General features: G+C 35.9%; 18 protein-coding genes. 8 read left to right on the forward strand and 10 right to left on the reverse strand.

What is annotated here, in order from left to right:
* Positions 1 to 79: 79 nt before the first annotated feature.
* A complete protein-coding gene (rpiA, locus tag BQ5209_RS06220; protein ID WP_085247681.1) occupies positions 80 to 736 on the reverse strand; it encodes a ribose-5-phosphate isomerase RpiA in 657 nt (218 codons plus the stop codon).
* Positions 737 to 944: 208 nt separating this feature from the next.
* On the opposite strand from rpiA, the gene BQ5209_RS06225 reads away from it, so the two are divergent.
* The 4 genes from BQ5209_RS06225 (at position 945) to BQ5209_RS06240 (ending at position 4062) form a co-directional block, all read left to right on the forward strand.
* Positions 945 to 1844 (forward strand): LysR family transcriptional regulator ArgP, encoded by a 900-nt coding sequence (locus BQ5209_RS06225; protein ID WP_085247682.1) that lies wholly within the window; start codon positions 945 to 947, stop codon positions 1842 to 1844.
* A gap of 102 nt (positions 1845 to 1946) precedes the next feature.
* Complete coding sequence (gene hemE, locus BQ5209_RS06230) at positions 1947 to 3020, forward strand: uroporphyrinogen decarboxylase (protein ID WP_085247683.1); 1074 nt, start codon at positions 1947 to 1949, stop codon at positions 3018 to 3020.
* A complete protein-coding gene (locus BQ5209_RS06235) occupies positions 3013 to 3606 on the forward strand; it encodes a YjaG family protein (protein ID WP_085247684.1) in 594 nt (197 codons plus the stop codon). Before hemE ends, BQ5209_RS06235 begins: the two co-directional genes overlap by 8 nt.
* Before the next feature lie 183 nt (positions 3607 to 3789).
* On the forward strand, positions 3790 to 4062 hold the full coding sequence (locus BQ5209_RS06240) for an HU family DNA-binding protein (protein ID WP_085247685.1): 273 nt from the start codon (positions 3790 to 3792) through the stop codon (positions 4060 to 4062).
* 179 nt (positions 4063 to 4241) lie between these two features.
* On the opposite strand, the gene ybaK is transcribed toward BQ5209_RS06240, so the two are convergent.
* The 4 genes from ybaK to glyQ all read right to left on the reverse strand — a co-directional run bounded on the left by ybaK (position 4242) and on the right by glyQ (position 8710).
* On the reverse strand, positions 4242 to 4727 hold the full coding sequence (ybaK, locus tag BQ5209_RS06245; RefSeq protein WP_085247686.1) for a Cys-tRNA(Pro) deacylase: 486 nt from the start codon (positions 4725 to 4727) through the stop codon (positions 4242 to 4244).
* An 87-nt stretch (positions 4728 to 4814) separates the two neighbouring features.
* A complete protein-coding gene (locus tag BQ5209_RS06250; protein ID WP_085247687.1) occupies positions 4815 to 5627 on the reverse strand; it encodes a hypothetical protein in 813 nt (270 codons plus the stop codon).
* 67 nt (positions 5628 to 5694) lie between these two features.
* Positions 5695 to 7767 carry a glycine--tRNA ligase subunit beta gene (glyS, locus tag BQ5209_RS06255; protein WP_085247688.1) on the reverse strand — a complete coding sequence of 691 codons (2073 nt, stop codon included), beginning with the start codon at positions 7765 to 7767 and terminating at the stop codon, positions 5695 to 5697.
* Positions 7768 to 7777: 10 nt separating this feature from the next.
* Entirely contained in the window at positions 7778 to 8710 is a 933-nt protein-coding gene (gene glyQ / locus BQ5209_RS06260) for a glycine--tRNA ligase subunit alpha (RefSeq protein ID WP_085247689.1), read from the reverse strand.
* 507 nt (positions 8711 to 9217) lie between these two features.
* Here glyQ and envC point away from each other — a divergent pair.
* Positions 9218 to 10381, forward strand: a complete 1164-nt coding sequence (envC, locus tag BQ5209_RS06265; protein ID WP_167370320.1) for a murein hydrolase activator EnvC — start codon at positions 9218 to 9220, stop codon at positions 10379 to 10381.
* Positions 10381 to 11202, forward strand: coding sequence for a divergent polysaccharide deacetylase family protein (locus tag BQ5209_RS06270; RefSeq protein ID WP_085247691.1), 822 nt, complete (start codon positions 10381 to 10383; stop codon positions 11200 to 11202). Before envC ends, BQ5209_RS06270 begins: the two co-directional genes overlap by 1 nt.
* Positions 11203 to 11205: 3 nt before the next feature.
* Here BQ5209_RS06270 and rapZ read toward each other — a convergent pair whose 3' ends face one another.
* The 4 genes from rapZ to dsbB form a co-directional block, all read right to left on the reverse strand.
* Positions 11206 to 12054 (reverse strand): RNase adapter RapZ, encoded by an 849-nt coding sequence (gene rapZ / locus BQ5209_RS06275; RefSeq protein WP_085247732.1) that lies wholly within the window; start codon positions 12052 to 12054, stop codon positions 11206 to 11208.
* An 88-nt stretch (positions 12055 to 12142) separates the two neighbouring features.
* Entirely contained in the window at positions 12143 to 12739 is a 597-nt protein-coding gene (locus BQ5209_RS06280) for an XTP/dITP diphosphatase (RefSeq protein WP_085247692.1), read from the reverse strand.
* Positions 12740 to 12802: 63 nt separating this feature from the next.
* The gene (gene rluA, locus BQ5209_RS06285; RefSeq protein WP_085247693.1) at positions 12803 to 13459 is read right to left on the reverse strand and encodes a bifunctional tRNA pseudouridine(32) synthase/23S rRNA pseudouridine(746) synthase RluA; all 657 of its coding nucleotides are present in this window, start codon (positions 13457 to 13459) and stop codon (positions 12803 to 12805) included.
* Positions 13460 to 13538: 79 nt separating this feature from the next.
* Positions 13539 to 14072: a disulfide bond formation protein DsbB gene (gene dsbB, locus BQ5209_RS06290; RefSeq protein WP_085247694.1), complete on the reverse strand. Its 534-nt coding sequence runs from the start codon at positions 14070 to 14072 to the stop codon at positions 13539 to 13541.
* A gap of 147 nt (positions 14073 to 14219) precedes the next feature.
* Here dsbB and rluC point away from each other — a divergent pair, with 147 nt between their 5' ends.
* On the forward strand, positions 14220 to 15203 hold the full coding sequence (gene rluC / locus BQ5209_RS06295; RefSeq protein WP_085247695.1) for a 23S rRNA pseudouridine(955/2504/2580) synthase RluC: 984 nt from the start codon (positions 14220 to 14222) through the stop codon (positions 15201 to 15203).
* Between the two features lie 23 nt (positions 15204 to 15226).
* Positions 15227 to 15889, forward strand: coding sequence for a histidine phosphatase family protein (locus BQ5209_RS06300; RefSeq protein WP_085247696.1), 663 nt, complete (start codon positions 15227 to 15229; stop codon positions 15887 to 15889).
* 64 nt (positions 15890 to 15953) lie between these two features.
* On the opposite strand, the gene bepA is transcribed toward BQ5209_RS06300, so the two are convergent.
* On the reverse strand, positions 15954 to 17405 hold the full coding sequence (gene bepA / locus BQ5209_RS06305) for a beta-barrel assembly-enhancing protease (RefSeq protein ID WP_085247697.1): 1452 nt from the start codon (positions 17403 to 17405) through the stop codon (positions 15954 to 15956).
* Between the last annotated feature and the right edge of the window lie 198 nt (positions 17406 to 17603).

Here is a 17603-nt window from a genome sequence, read left to right on the forward strand (position 1 = left end):
TCCTCTTTTTTTCCTTAAGCATAAAAATTGGTTCTTATTGCGATATAACGTTATAAATTTGCTATAATAAATGATAATGTTATCTAAGCTCTTTTACACCAGTGCTACATCCGACAAGCGCAATATCAGCGCCTTTATTGGCGAATAACCCAACTGTTACCACACCTGCAATACTGTTAATTCGATTTTCTAATTCGACTGGTTTGTCAATGACAAGATCATGAACATCCAAAATAACATTACCATTATCAGTAACTACGCCTTGACGATATATTGGTTTGCCACCGAGTTTAAATAATTCGCGAGCAACATAAGAACGTGCCATAGGGATCACTTCAATAGGTAACGGAAAATTCCCTAATACATCAACAACTTTTGATTCATCAACAATACAAATAAATTGCTTAGCAATAGCAGAAACAATTTTTTCACGAGTTAAAGCCGCACCACCGCCTTTAATCATTTGTAAATGGTGATTTATTTCATCAGCACCATCAACATAGACATCTAAGCTATCGACTTGGTTACAATCTAATACTGGAATATCATAGCTTTTTAATTTTTGAGTTGATGCTTCTGAACTTGATACCGTACCTTTGATCTGATCTTTTATTGTGGCTAATGCATCAATAAAATGCGATGCCGTTGAGCCGGTTCCTACGCCAACATAAGAATCCGGTTTTATAAATTTTAAAGCTGACCAGCCTACGGTTTTTTTTAGTTCGTCTTGTGTCATGATATCACCCTAATTTGAGGATAATTTTTGTTAAAAAAATAAAATTTTGAAAGCAAAATCATTGAAGATATGGCATAGTACCCAATTGGAAAGCAAAAATCATTAGGATTTTAAGAAAATATATCATCTTTTGGTATGTTTATAACTTATTGCAATATTAAAGTAGTTTGAATATTCGAGCAATGATCAAATCATTAGTAAAGAGATTATGAAGCGTCCAGATTATAGAGCATTACAAGCATTAGATGCAGTGATAAAAGAACGAGGATTTGAACGAGCAGCAGATAAACTGTGTATTACACAACCTGCAGTATCACAACGCATTAAGCAGTTAGAGAGCTTTTTTGGTCAGCAGTTATTGGTTAGAACCATTCCACCTAAAGCTACTAAGCAAGGCGAGCATCTGTTAGGATTATTGCACCAAGTTGAATTATTAGAACAACAATGGCTGGGAGATAGTGAACAAAGTACAACGCCACTGTCATTATCTATTGCGATTAATGCTGATTCTTTAGCTACTTGGCTGTTACCTGCGTTAAAACCAGTCTTAGATAAAAATATCTTACGTTTTGATATACAAGTCAAAGATGAAGAACATACGCTAGAACTCCTCCGATTAGGTACAGTGGTTGCTGCAATAAGTATTCAACCCAATCCTTTACCTGGCTGTCTATCCGATTTGTTAGGTGCATTAGATTATATTTTCGTGGCTTCACCAGATTTTGCTAAAAAGTATTTCCCAAATGGTGTAACACGATCCTCTTTGTTAAAAGCTCCTGCTGTTGCATTCGACCATTTAGATGATATGCATCAGGCCTTTTTGCAGGAAAATTTTAACCTTACCCCTGGTAGTGTAGTTTGTCATATTACCAGTTCTTCCGAGGCTTTTGTACAATTGGCTAAACAAGGTTCAGCTTGCTGTATGTTGCCAAAATTACAAGTTGAACAAGAATTAAAAAGCGGTGAGTTGATTAATTTAACAGAAGGGTTATATCAAAGGCGTATGCTATATTGGCATCGATTTGCTCCGGAAAGTATTGTAATGCAAAATATCTCTGAAACGTTGATTCAATATGCACAAAACACATTATCACAACCGCAAGTTTAGGATCACAACTAATTGATACATCAGATGATTTTTATAACTCAAATGCATGTTTTCCTGAAACCTTTTTGATAAAATAAAGTCTTTATTTAAAGAGCTGAAGATATGAGCCAATTAAAAAATGATCGTTATTTACGTGCTTTACAATGTTTGCCCGTGGATTACACACCGATTTGGATGATGCGCCAAGCTGGTCGTTATTTGCCTGAGTATCGCCAGTTAAGGGCAAAAGCCGGTGATTTTATGACGATGTGTCAAACGCCAGAATTAGCTTGTGAAGTCACCTTACAACCATTACAAAGATTCGATCTTGATGCTGCTATTATTTTTTCTGATATTTTAACTATTCCTGATGCCATGGGACTAGGTTTATATTTTGAGTCGGGTGAAGGTCCTAAATTTACAAAATCGATATCTTGCCTATCAGATATTGAACAATTACCTATCCCAGATCCAGAGCAATCACTTAAATATGTGATGGATGCGATTCGATTAACGAAAAAAGAGCTCAATGGCAAAGTACCATTAATTGGTTTTTCGGGCAGTCCATGGACTTTAGCCACCTACATGATTGAAGGAGGCAGTAGCAAAGCATTTACCAAAATCAAAAAGATGCTCTATAGTGAGCCAAAAGCATTGCATCAGCTACTTGAAAAGCTCGCCAATAGCATTGCGTTATATTTAAATGCGCAAATCCAAGCTGGAGCACAATCAATTATGATTTTTGATACTTGGGGGGGCGTATTGAGTCATCAAAGTTATCAAACATTCTCGCTTGACTATATGCAGCTTATTTTATCCCAGTTAAAACAAGGTAAAAAAAGCGAAGATATAACCTCGTATATCCCTGTTACTTTATTTACTAAAGGGGGGGGATTATGGCTTGATAGAATAATTAACTCCAGCTGCGATGCGGTAGGTGTGGATTGGACTGTGAATTTGAGCCAGATTACTCAAAAAGGGCAAGTTGCGGTGCAAGGGAATTTAGATCCTTGCGTTTTATACGCAGGCAAGCAAATAATTGAATCCAACGTAGAGGCCGTTCTTAGTGAATTTGGTCCTTACAATGGACATATTTTTAATTTAGGGCATGGTATCCACCAAGATATCCCCGTAGAACATGTACAGCATCTGATTGAAGCCGTGCATCGACAGTCAAAAAGGTTCCATTATGATTAAAAATCCTGTTCAATTAAGAATAGAAAAGTTACCGCAATGGCAGCAGCGTTTATTTATGGTTTGCTTATGTGAACGCATGTATCCCAATTTCGTTTTTTATTGTCAGCAACAACAAAATGAAGAAGATGCAAAAAGTTACAAAAAAATACTAGATCTAGTTTGGGAAACATTATTAGTTGAAGATGTAAAAATCAATTTTGATTTACAGCTTGAAAAATTAGAAGCCATCATTCCAATTGTCACTGATGACAGTCCTTATATGGTTTACCCGGCTATTGATGCTTGTCATGCACTAGGTGAAGTTTTACACTCTTATTTGAGTGGTGAAATGGCCGAGCATACAGCTAAAGTAAGTAGTATATCAGCAACTACTATTGCTGAATTTGAAATGACCAAAACCAATGTTAATCTTTTAGAAGATGAACAGCAAGCTTTACCTAGTGTGATTGATGAATTTGATTTACAGTGGGAAATATTTCGCTTATTACGTGATGAAAATAGTAATATGAATGAGTTAGTAAAAGGATTAAAAGATGAAATTCGGTCAGAGAGAACGAGTAATATTGGTGTTTTTTTGAGCAGTTAAGCTATTTGGAGTGTAAATTTTTTAATTTTTATCAAATTTTTCTTTAACATTAGACAAATATAGACTACATTTAATAACAATGTAACCTAAACAACGTTTACAGTAACGAAGTTAGAATGCTAAGTTTTAGCCTCGTTTTTTTATGTTAACTTTAACAATAAGATAATATGTAAGGATATACCCATGAATAAAACAGAACTTGTCGATGCTATTGCTAGTAAAGCTGATATTACTAAAGTTGCTGCTAAAACAGCATTAGAAGCGACATTAGCGGCTATTACTGAATCATTGAAAGCTGGTGAACCAGTTCAATTAGTTGGCTTTGGTACATTTAAAGTTAATGCTCGTAAAGCACGTACTGGTCGTAACCCTAAGACAGGGAAAGAAATTAAGATTGAAGCAAGCAAAGTTCCTGCATTCGTATCAGGTAAAAGCTTAAAAGACGCAATCAAATAAGTTACTTCCTCTTTTTGTCGATTTTATTGATGGAACTTATTTTAAGGTCATAGGGTATATCTTGTGACCTTGTCATTATACGAAAGACAAGTGCTCAAAAATAAAGACGTTGCTTGTTTTTTCGTTTTTCTATTCTTTTATAGCATTCCACTCCAATGAAAAGTTATGCAGTTAATAATTTAAGTGGTTATTTCAATTAACTTTGCTTGTAATATATTAGCTAAATCTTGAGGTGCGATTTCGATTTCTAATCCCCGCCTGCCGCCCGATATGAACATTGTTGTGTGCTCATTTGCACTTAAATCAATGATTGTCGGTAGTTGTTGCTTTTGAGCTAATGGACTAATTCCTCCCACTAAATAACCTGTTACCTTTTGGGCTAAATTAGCATCGGCTAAATCTATTTTTTTACAGTTTAATGCTTTTGCTACTTTTTTAAGATCTAAATAACCATCAACAGGCAATACGCAGACCGCTAATGTCTTATTATTACCATTTAAACTTACAACCAAAGTTTTAAATACTTGTGTGGCAGTAACATTTAGACTTGGATCTAGTTTATCAACCGCTTCTTGCCCGTAGTTGGTTTGGTTTGGATCGTGCTTATACTGATGAATGTTAAATTTGATTTTTAGCTTCTTAAGTAAATTAATCGCTGGAGTCATCGCCATTATCCAATACGTTTAGTTAAATCAAATTAATGCATGAAAAATGATATCCTTATCAACTTTAGTTGATAAGGAAGTGAATGATTAAATAATCAAGTTGTGTTCATCATTATTTTTAGATGATAATTCTGAGCTAGAAGCTCCAGTTGCCAGCCAATAAAGACGATAAAAAAAGCAAGTGAAGAAGATACTCAAAAAGATCGAACCGAATTCAAAAATAACGTTAAATATAATATTATCATTATCAAATAGCATACCTATTTTCAGAAAAGCAAATATAAGAGCTATACCGATTAATATCATGATTAAAGCAGGCTTCCACTGTTTTGTTGATAAATCAAGCGCTAAAGAGAGTAATTCAAAAAAGTTTTTTTGATTAGGCTCAACCAGTAAGCCAAAAAAGAAGTTACTAAAGATACCTAAAAATAAGATTGGAACAATTAGCATTAAAATAACGAATATATAAACTAAAGCTTTAGGTAATAGATAACTTAAGCAAACAATGACTAGAGAGGACATTAACGCGACTAAAACTATAGAAATAGCAACAATAAGATAAAAAAGAATGATTTTTAACGTATTTGATAATGCCTTAGAGAGTAATAAATTAAGATTAAGTTTATCACTGACGTAAAGGTTAGAAATCGCTGCAATACTCATTGCTTTTATAATGATATTTATTAACATTGTCATTATTAAAAATAAAAAATAGTTATCTAGATTTTGTGTTAAATATAACTGTTCGAGCATTTCTGGAGCGTAAAAACTAGAATGAATTATGGCACTAACTAATGCTATTACTAGACTAACAAGGGCAAATTGCGTAATACGTTTACGAATAAAATTGCGTGTCTGATCAAAAATTACAGAAAAAGAGAGTTTTGTTTGCATTTCCATATAAGTTCCTTACAGGTGGTAACCGATTTGGTTACCACTATTATTTTTGAATGATTAAATTCGTAAATTAAGCTTGCAATAATGAAATATCAGCGACTTTTAAGAATAAGTTTTGTAGCTTTTTCAAAAGCGCTAACCGATTAAGTTTAATCTGTTCATTGTCAACCATAACCATGACAGAATCAAAAAACGCATTCACCGTTTCTTTTAGTGACGATAATTCAACTAACGCATCTTGATAACGGCCTTCATCAAAATAAGGTGCAAGTTTATCGGTTAAAATTGCCAATTTTTTAGCTAATTCGCCTTCAGCGCCAGCTTCTAGCAAGGCTGCATTAATCTGCTCTGGAATAGTCAATTCGGCTTTAGATAAGATATTTGACACCCGTTTATTAGCCTGTGCTAATGACGATGCTTCTGGCAAGGTTCTAAAGTGAGTAACCGCTTTAATGCGTGCATCAAAATCAGCTGGTTTTGTTGGATTAAGTGCTAAAACTGCTTGAATAGTATCAATGGCAAAGCCTTGTTCTTGATACCATGCGCGGAAACGACCTTGCATAAAAGTAACAATATCTTCAACCACATTTGTATTATTCAGTTTATCACCATATAACGATGCGGCATAATTGGTTAATTCAACAAGATCTAAAGGTAGCGACTTTTCAACAATGATTCGTAAAACACCAATTGCAGCACGACGTAATGCAAAAGGATCTTTATCGCCTTTAGGGTGCTGACCGATACCAAAAATACCCGCTAAAGTATCCATTTTTTCAGCGATAGCAACCGCACAAGACACCGCTGTACTTGGTAATTCATCGCCAGCAAAACGCGGTTTATATTGCTCTTCAATGGCGGTGGCAACTTCTATGCTTTCGCCATCTTTAAGTGCCAAATAGCGCCCCATAATACCTTGCGTTTCAGGGAATTCAAAAACGGTGTTGGTCACTAAATCGCATTTTGTTAATTTACCTGCTCGTTTGGCTTGTTCAGCATTAGCACCAATTTTATCGGCAATAAAGCCTGATAGCGACGCTATGCGAATTGCTTTATCTTTAACAGTTCCAAGTTGTTGTTGAAATAACACTGTTTCAAGGCGAGGTAAACGATCTTCTAAACGTTGTTTTAAATCGGTTTGATAAAAGAATTCAGCATCAGCAAGGCGTGGACGAACCACTTTTTCATTACCAGAAATCACAACTTGCGGATCTTTCGACTCAATATTAGCCACAAAAATAAAGTTCGGTAATAATTTGCCTTGTTTATCATAAACAGGAAAGTATTTTTGATCCCCTTTCATGGTATAAACCAGTGATTCAGCAGGAACTTGTAAAAATCGCTCTTCAAATTTAGCCGTTAACACAACTGGCCATTCAACCAAAGAACAGACCTCTTCAAGTAGCGTGTCAGTTAAATCAGCCTTACCATGAAGTTTAGCCGCTTCGCTTTCAGCTTGTTGCTTAATCATAGCTTTTCGCTTGTCATAATCAGCAATGACTTTACCACGTTGCTCCAAAATTTCAGGATACTGATCGGCATTATCGATAGTAAACTCTTGTTCACCCATAAAACGGTGACCACGAATAATGCGGTTTGACTCAATATCTAAAATGGTACCAGGAACAATTTCATCACCATACAACATGGTGACAGTATGGCATGGGCGAATAAATTCGACTTGCCGTGCAGCCCAACGCATTGGTTTAGGGATAGGTAATTTATTTAATGCCGTCTTAACCATATCACATAATAAGTTAACAACCGGCTGACCTTTTTGATTTTGAGTATAAGACAGCCATTCGCCTTTATCAGTTTGTATACGCTGTGCTTGATCAACTGTAATACCACAACCTCGCGCCCAACCTTCAGCCGCTTTGGTAGCATTTCCATTGGCATCAAATGCAGCACTGATCGCAGGACCGCGTTTAACAATTTTACTATCGGGTTGTGTGTTATTCAAATTTAAGACTTTCAACGCTAAACGGCGAGGAGATGCATACCAAAGCACCTCGCCATGCTCTAAATTGGCATTATCGAGCTGCTGTATAAAATTAGCCGCAAAGCTTTCTGCTAAAGTGCGGAGTGATTTTGGTGGTAACTCTTCGGTACCAATTTCCACTAAAAATGTTTTTTGCATAATCTTTTAATTCCTACTTTGATGCACTTTCGTTAGACTGTGAATTTTGGCACATAGGAAATCCAAGTGCTTCACGTGATGCGTAATAGGCTTCCGCCACCATTTTGGTTAATGTTCTGATGCGTAAAATATAACGTTGTCGCTCAGTCACTGAAATCGCTTTACGTGCATCAAGTAAATTAAAACAGTGGGCGGCTTTTAAAATACGCTCATAAGCTGGTAGTGGAAGTGGTTTTTCTAACTCAAGCAAAAATTTTGCTTCTTTTTCGTGTTGTTCAAAACAGTAAAATAAAAATTCAACATTCGCATATTCAAAATTATAAGTGGATTGCTCAACTTCGTTTTGGTGGAATACATCGCCATAAGTGGTTTTACCAAATGCACCATCGCTCCAAACTAAATCATAAACGCTATCAACTCCTTGAATATACATTGCTAAGCGTTCAAGTCCATAAGTGATTTCACCGGTAACAGGTTTACATTCAAGTCCACCAACTTGTTGAAAGTAAGTAAACTGGGTTACTTCCATACCATTTAACCAAACTTCCCAACCAAGCCCCCATGCACCAAGGGTTGGGTTTTCCCAATTGTCTTCAACAAAACGAATATCATTGACTGTTGGATCTAGCCCTAACTGTTTTAACGAACCTAAATAAAGCTCTTGAATATTATCAGGAGAAGGTTTTAAGATAACTTGAAATTGGTAATAGTGTTGTAATCTATTTGGGTTTTCGCCATAGCGGCCATCGGTTGGACGTCGCGATGGTTGAACATAAGCGGCATTAATCGGTTCTGGACCTAGTGCGTGCAAACAGGTCATGGGATGAGATGTCCCCGCACCAACTTCCATATCTAAAGGCTGAATCACGGTACAACCTTGATTAGCCCAGTAATCTTGTAACGTAAGTATTAACCCCTGAAAGGTTTTGACATTAAACTTTTGCATGATGTTATCTTTATAGTTAAATTGATATTTCGATGATTTAAATAGTGCTATATATTATACTTTTTATCAATACTTGTGAAATGCCTAATCATACCCTGTTTAATATAGTACTGAATTCGGTTTATGTGTTTAGCAAAATATAATTAAAAAACGACTCAATTAATGGGTCATTATGGGATAATTGATTGATTTTAATGAGGGTTTTAATTAAAAAATTAAATAAAATCAATGGTCTACCTGGGTTTTTTTGATGGAAAAATACACCGATATTTTATAATATCCGAACGTTACTCTTTATTGTCTTCGCAATGAGCCGACAATACCAATTAATCTAAACAGTGGTAAATGTCATAAAATAAAATTACTCCACTTGGTTATGGTTTTCATTTTGCATCTTTAACTATTTGTAGGTATAGTGGCAACAATTATTACTGCTTGGTTATAAATCATAAATACAACGCCATGTCTTTTTATAAAAAAATTGTTATTATTTTTCTAGTTGGGTTAATGAAGGTTAATTTTTTGTATGCTGATGACAATCAGCAGCTTCAGTCCTTACGCCACTCTATTGAAGAACAAGAAAAGCGTCTAGCACAGCAAAAAAAAGAACGCAACCGGCTAGTTAATGACCTTAAACAGCAAGAAACCGAAATAGCGAAACTGTTAACATCAATTGAAAAAAATAATTTGTTACTTAGCAAGCTCAATCAAGAGATGAATCATTTGGTTACACAAATTGATCTATTAACGATAAAACAAAAACAGCAACGAGTCGTGTTATCAAAACAACTAGAAAGTGCATTTAAGCTAGGCAATACAACAGGGTTGGAGCTGATTTTTCCTGGTGAAAAAAGTGAGCGTAATGATCGAATCATCACTTATTACAGTTACATTAACCAAGCACGACAACAACAAATTCATGATCTTGAAGATACGCAAATTCAATTGAATGAAAAGCGGATTGAGCTACAAAAAAAGCAAGCTTCGCATAAAACATTACAAAGCAAACAGCAAGAACAACAAGCCGGTCTTGAAAAAAATCGCCAAAATCGCCAAAAAACGATAACCTCGCTTGAATCATCAATGCAAGTTAATCAACAAAAATTAACGAACTTGCGTAACAACGAAATCAAATTACAAGCCAAAATTGCTCAAGCAGAAAAGGAAAGTCGACGCATAGCTGAAGAAGAAGCAAGACAAGCAAAAAATATTCAAAAAAAGCAAAAGAATATGAGTTATACTCTTAATCCTAATGAAAAGGCATTAATGGCTCGTGTAAGTGGTATTGGTAAACCACAACATCAGTTTAGTTGGCCTGTTAATGGTAATGTTGCACATCGATTTGGTGAGTCGCTTCAAGGCGAGCTACGTTGGAAGGGATTAGTAATTAATGCTAAAGATGGTACTCAAGTTAAAGCAATTGCCGATGGTCGAGTTATATTGGCAAGTTGGTTGCAAGGCTATGGCTTTGTTGTTGCGCTTGAACATGGTAAGGGAGATATGAGTTTATATGGTTATAACCAACGCATGTTGGTTGAGGTGAATGACAGGATTCAACGTGGACAACCTATTGCGTTGGTTGGTTCAAGTGGTGGGCAAAATACACCTGCTTTATATTTTGAGATTCGTCGTGATGGTCGGGCGCTTGATCCGAGTGGGTGGTTGAAATAATGCGCCATTTTATAAACATGATTGTTGTTATAAGCCTATTGGCGCTAAATCCCTACTATGTATGGGCGGCTAAACTTGCACTAGTTATTGATGATTTTGGATATCGACAGCGTAATGAAGCACAAATTATTGCGCTTTCGCCTAATATTACTATTGCTGTTTTACCTAATTCACCCAACGCTAAACATATTGCAACTATCGCTCATGAGCATGGTAATGATGTGATAATTCACTTACCTATGGCACCACTAGGTAAACAGCCTTTAGAGAAAGATACGCTATTTCCCACTATGAGCGAAACTGAAGTGAATCGCATTGTGACCAATGCGGTTGAGCGAGTGCCTTATGCTATTGGCGTTAATAATCATATGGGAAGTTTGATGACATCAAATTTAACCGGTATGACACATGTTATGAAAGTATTAAGTCATCATTCGATGTTTTTTTTGGACAGCAAAACAATCGGTAAAACTCAAGTAAAAAACGCCGCGCGCAATTACAACATTCCAGTGTTAACGCGTGATGTCTTTCTAGATGATCAGCAAAAAGAAAACGCTATTAGCCAGCAATTTGATTTTGCCGTAACACTGGCACGCAAAAATGGTGTGGCCATAGCGATTGGTCATCCGCATCCCCAAACGGTTAATGTATTAAGAACAAAGCTTGCCAATTTACCTGAAGATATTGAATTAACAAAACTTAGTCAATTGGTTATGCCAATACCGGCACCGGTTAAACATAAAATAACATTGAAAGATATCGTGGAAAAATGTAAAAAACGAATTGAAGAAATATCAAATATTAATATTGTCGAAGAATAAGCATTACCTTTTTTCTAATGTACGATGACGAATTTGCACTTGTTTACTTTGTGCTTTAAAAAATGCAGCCAATTGTTCCGCAATAAAGACAGAACGATGTTGACCACCAGTGCATCCAATTGCAATGGTTAAGTAACTGCGATTGTTTTGTTCTAACAAAGGTAGCCATTGATTTAAGTAATTGGCGGTTTTATTGATAAAATTAGACACTTCGTTGTGCTTTAATAAATAGTTTTGTACAGGTTCATCTAGCCCTGTTAGTGGGCGCAAACTGACCTCCCAATGTGGGTTAGGTAAAAACCTAACATCAAAGACAAAATCGGCATCAACCGGTAGACCATGTTTAAAACCAAATGATTCAAAAATGATGGTTAATTCACGCTCTTTTTTACCCAAAATACGCGATCTTAATATGTCAGATAGTTCATGAACTGAAAGGTTGTCGGTATTTATAACTAAGCTTGCATGCGATTTTAACGGTTCTAGATATTTTTCTTCGAGATCGATCGCCTCTTCAAGAGAATATTGTTGATTGGTTAATGGGTGTATCCGTCTTGTTTCACTATAGCGTCGAATTAAGGTGTTACGGCTGCAATCAAAGAAAATGATTTCGGGTGTAACAGATTGAGGTAAGCGTTGAAATATATCGTGATTAAAATCAAAATTTTCTGGCAAATTTCGAATATCAATACTAATTGCAACTGGGGTATTATTGTCCTTTAATGAGTTGGCTAATTGAGGTAATAAAACAACGGGAATATTATCAACACAATAAAATCCCATATCTTCTAGCGCTCGCAGTGCAATTGATTTGCCAGAACCGGAGCGACCACTTACTATCAATAGAATCACAATATTAACTCCAATATCATCCATGCCTTAATTATATACTGTTTATTTCTTATTATACAATTTGGAGCATAAATAATATTGTTAACAATTAATAATCGGTTTTAATTTTGGTAATCAATTGTTTAAGAGCTTGACCTCGATGTGATAGTTGGCTTTTCTGTTCTTTAGTTAGTTGCGCTGCGGTGCAGTTTAATTCTGGTACATAAAAAAGTGGGTCGTAACCAAACCCGCCGTCACCTTGCTCTTCATTTAAGATTAAACCATGCCATTTGCCTAAACAGATGATAGGCGTAGGGTCGTTTTCGTGTCGCATAAAAACGAGTGCACAATAAAAGTAAGCAGTGCGCTTTTCTTTTGGGATATTTTGTAACGCATTGAGTAATTTTTGATTGTTGCTTGCGTCGTTGCCATGTTCACCTGCATAACGAGCAGAATAGATGCCAGGTTGTCCATCAAGTGCATCGACCGCTAAGCCTGAGTCATCGGCAATGGCGGGAAGTCCCGTTAATTTAGCGGTATGTCTTGCTTTTAAAATCGCATTTTCAATAAAGGTTAAACCTGTTTCGTTAGCATCTGGTACATTAAATTGGCTTTGTGCAATAATGTCAAAACCGGCATCGGCGAGTAATTTTTGCAATTCATTGACTTTACCTTGATTATTCGTTGCTAACACAATTTTTTGCATTTTAACTTCCTTAATATTAATTGTTTATCAATGATTAGCATGAGCAAGTTTTATACCTCTATTTTAAAAATCAGGTTCACAGCTAAACGTCATACTTTCACCTGTTTTTGGGTGATTAATGGTGAGTAATTGGGCGTGCAATAGCAATCTTTTAGACATGGCAAACGCTTGGGGATGTGCATAAAATTTATCGCCTAAAATAGGGTGGCCAATGGCTTGCATATGAACACGTAATTGGTGCGATCTTCCCGTAAAAGGAAATAATTTAACGCGGGTTGTATTGTCCGAGTTGCGTGAAATAACTTGATATTCAGTCAGTGCATGTTTGCCATTTTCTAAATCGACCATTTGCCTTGGGCGATTAGGCCAATCACAAATCAATGGTAATTCAACACGACCAAAATCCTGTTCAAGATGCCCATGTACGACAGCAATGTATGTTTTTTTAGGAATACGTTCTCGAAACTGTTTTTTAATTTCTCGATCGGCTAGTTTTGACAGTGCGACAACCATAATACCACTGGTTGCCATGTCTAACCGATGGACTGATTCGACGTAGCTATATTTTTGCTGTAATCGATGAATAATACTATCAATAAATTGAGGTTTATTGCCTGACACCGACAAAATACCAGGTTGTTTATTTACAACCACAATATGGTCGTCTTGATGCAAAATCGATAGCCAAGGTTCAATAGGTGGGTGATATTCTAAAAGCATTTATGTGTGAAAACTTGTAAAATAAAATTGCCACACATTTTAACAAACTCAACCAAAAGTGCCAGTTTTATAAATAAAGTTATTTATTCCAGATTGAAACTTTTGGGGATGAAAAGATCTGGGCTATTAATACGGCTAAACCAACAATAAGATAGCATGCAAAAATAATAATCATCCATTGTGACATTTCGATGGTTAAAAATGTCCAAATTTTATCGGCACAAGAACCATAAGCTTTAAACATGCTAGGAAACAAAGTGTCTAAGGGTAACCAAGTCGGAAACTGTACGTTAATTGTGCAGGTATCACTTAAATTAGGTTCGAATTGTAAATGGGCATGGAACGTTGCTAAACAAAAACCTTGATAGGCGCTAAAAAGCCAAATAAAAGTACCAATTAACCGAAAAATAAAGTTACCAGGCGCAATAAGCCCAACAATGCCAGCTAGCATGATGCCTAAAATAGCGCAACGCTGATAAATGCAGAGTGTACAAGGGGCAAGCCCTAAACCATGCTGAAAATAAAGCGCGATTATTTCAAAAGTAAGAGTAGAAAAGAACAATAAGAACCAAGCAAATCGACCTTTTGAGTATTGATTAAGCAGTGATAACATACTATTTTATTCTCCCATATTCCGCTATAATCTTTTTTTATTAATTATATCGAAGATAATCTATCTTATTTTTAAATTACGATAGTGTAGTTTATTTTTGAATAATGTAAACGACTTTATCTATTGATGGCGGATTAATCATTTCTTATGGACTCAACTGTTCCACAAACAAAATTACAAGTCTCATTTGTTACCATTTCAGAGGAAAATGCGACGCAGCGGATTGATAACTTTTTAATCACCTATTTAAAAGGTGTACCAAAAAGTATGATTTATCGTATTTTAAGAAAAGGCGAAGTTCGTGTTAACAAAAAGCGAATTAAACCTGAATATAAATTGAGTATTGGTGATCAAGTACGTATTCCTCCTATTCGCATGACTGAAAAAACTATGCCCGAAATTTCGACCAAGCTTAATAAAGTCGCCGATTTAGAAAAAGCAATTATCTATGAAGATGAGGTAATGTTGGCGATTAATAAACCATCAGGTATTGCCGTTCATGGTGGCAGTGGTTTAAGTTTTGGCGTAATTGAAGGTTTACGTGCTCTAAGACCTGAAGCAAAGTTTTTGGAGTTGGTGCACCGCATCGACCGTGAAACATCGGGTGTGTTATTGATCGCCAAAAAGCGCTCTGCATTAAAAGCGCTACACGAACAATTACGACTTAAACAAATGCAGAAAAATTATTTGGCGCTTGTTAAGGGTAATTGGTCTTCTGACTGTAAAGTGATACAAGCGCCACTACTTAAAAATGTATTAAAAAGTGGTGAGCGAGTGGTGAAAGTCGATAAAGAGGGTAAAGCATCTGAAACACGTTTTAAAGTTGAAGAGCGTTTTGATTTTGCAACCCTAATCAAAGCAAGCCCAGTAACTGGACGTACTCATCAAATCCGTATCCATACGCAATATGCTAATCATCCCATTGCTTTTGATGATCGCTATGGTGATAGACAGTTTGATGCATTATTGGCTGCAACAAAGCTTAATCGATTATTTTTACATGCTGCCAGTGTTAGATTTATTCATCCCAAAAGTTTACAAGAGATGCAATTACATGCGCCAATGGATGCTACTTTACAGGCTTGTTTAACCTATCTTAGAAAAGATAAATATCAGCAAAAAGAATCTTAAAATAAAAAAGGTAGCTAGTACGAATGAAAGATCTAAATTTATATTTAATTAGACATGGTCAAACGCAGTGGAATATTAAAGATCAGATGCAAGGATCTCAAAATTCACCGTTAACTGAACAGGGTATTTTAGGGGCTAAAGTGACGGGACAACATTTAAAAAATGTGCCTTTTATGCAAGCATACTCAAGTACTCAACAACGCGCTATGGAAACCCGCGATTATATCATTAACGAAAATAATTTTGCGATTCCTACATATGAGCTTGCTGATCTGCGTGAGATGGATTTTGGTATTTGGGAAGGTAAACATGTACCAACGTTAAAACAAGAAGTGCCCGAATTTAACATTTATTTAACTGATCCGGCTAATTTTGATGCTGCAGTCAATCAAGGCGAAAATTACCTTGATATACTTGGGCGCATGAAGCAAGGGCTAAATACCATTGTACAAAATGCTCCCCAAGATACCGGTAATATTTTGGTTGTGTCGCACGGTACGGTATTACGCATATTACTGTGTGTTTTAAATGGTGGCGATTGGCGTTTACATCGTGATGAGGCTTATTTCCCAAGGATGTTAAATACCAGCATTAGTATGGTTAACTATAAGCAAAGTAATGATCAGGATGAAGGCATATTTACTGTGAAATTTTACAATAATGTCGATCATTTAGCTGGAAAATAAAGGCGTTATCTTCTCGACTAGTGGTTATTGCTATGATTAGTCGAGAAGTTATCGTTAACGTCAATTATCGATTATAAGCCGCATAACGTTTTTGTAGCTGCTTTAATTGATTGATTCTGGCATCAATTTTGGAAATCATTGTTTGATTGCCTTTGGTTTGGTTTTTAGCATTTTGTAGTAATTCAATGGCTTGTTGAAATTGTCCTTCTAATGCAATTGCTTCGGCTTGAGCACTCATTTCTTGAGCCCTTGAATGTAACCCTCCATAAGCTGTAATGAGTAATTCCCAGCCATTGCTATCATCATTGTGGTCAAAAGTGTAGCGATGCAACAAGCTGACGGCTTGTTGATAGTTTCTATTTTTTATATACGCATTAGCTAAATTCAATTGCAATGCTGAGCTATCTGGTACTTTTTTTAATGCCACTTGTAGGCGAGTAATTGCAGCACTACTATTGTTGAGTGCTAAATCAATATCAGTCATTAAATCAATATACCAAATATTATTAGGGTCACTGTCTAATAATGGTTGTAGTTGTTGTTTTGCTTTTTGATTATTGCCACTCAAGTTGTCAGCTAAAGCACTACTATAGATAATGGCTGTTTTACTTTGTTCATCATTCAGTTTTTGGTAATCTTCAATTAATCGTTTTGTCGTATTTTTATTTTTCGCCATTAATATTGCTAATCTTGATTTTGCTAAATAATAGCTTAGCGATGACGGCACATTTTTTTTACTATATTGCATCGAACGACTGCGAATATCAGTTAATCGGCTATTAGGTAATGGGTGAGTAAGTAAAATTTCAGGGGCTTTGCTACTAAAACGGTTCTGATCGGCGAGTTTTTGTAAAAATTCAGATGAAGCATAAGGATCAAATCCAGCTTTAGCAAGCGTTCTTAAACCGACACGATCAGCTTCTTGTTCATTACTTTGTGTAAAACTAATCCTATTTTGAGCAGAGCCAGCCATAGTACTGGTCATTGCTGCCATACCAGCTTCGGGATTGGCTAATGTTAGTAATAAAGACCCCAGTGTTGCGCCCCAAACATAAGGGCTATTACGTTTTTGGTTCTCCATTGCTCTGGCCAAATGACGTTCGGTGACATGTCCAATTTCGTGAGCCATAACAGAGGCTAATTGGCTTTCATTGTCGGTATCTAATATGAGCTTAGAATGAATAACAACATTTCCACCAAAAAAAGCGAATGCATTAAGTACATCACTTTTCATAATATAGAAATGAAAAGGTGTTTTTACTGATTCAGATTTAGCGACTAATTTATTACCTAAATCATTAATATATTGATTTAAAACAGGATCGTTTATTATGGGCGCACCCGCTCGTAACATTCGCATATAATAATCGCCCATTTCCATCTCTTGACCGATAGTTAGTGTTGTGGCTGCGGCAGTGCCAATATCGGGAAGATTGATGTTATCCGCATAAACGATAGATGTATGTTGTAATAACAATGAGGTGGAAAGTACAAATGCGATGGCTTTTTTTAACATTATTTCAACCAATTGGAATAAGATTTTTATGGTTCTATTTTAGCCGAAAAAAAGAACTATATCACTTTGAATTTATCATTAGAGTGCTTAGTTTATTTGCGGTAATAAGCATAAAAAGGCACTGTTCTTAATTATTGAAATGGCAAAATAACAACAACCGTATTGACACGGTTGTTGTTATTTTCATAATCAAATTTA

This window comes from Gilliamella mensalis (genome assembly GCF_900103085.1).
In the GTDB taxonomy this organism is placed as follows: Bacteria; Pseudomonadota; Gammaproteobacteria; order Enterobacterales; family Orbaceae; genus Gilliamella; species Gilliamella mensalis.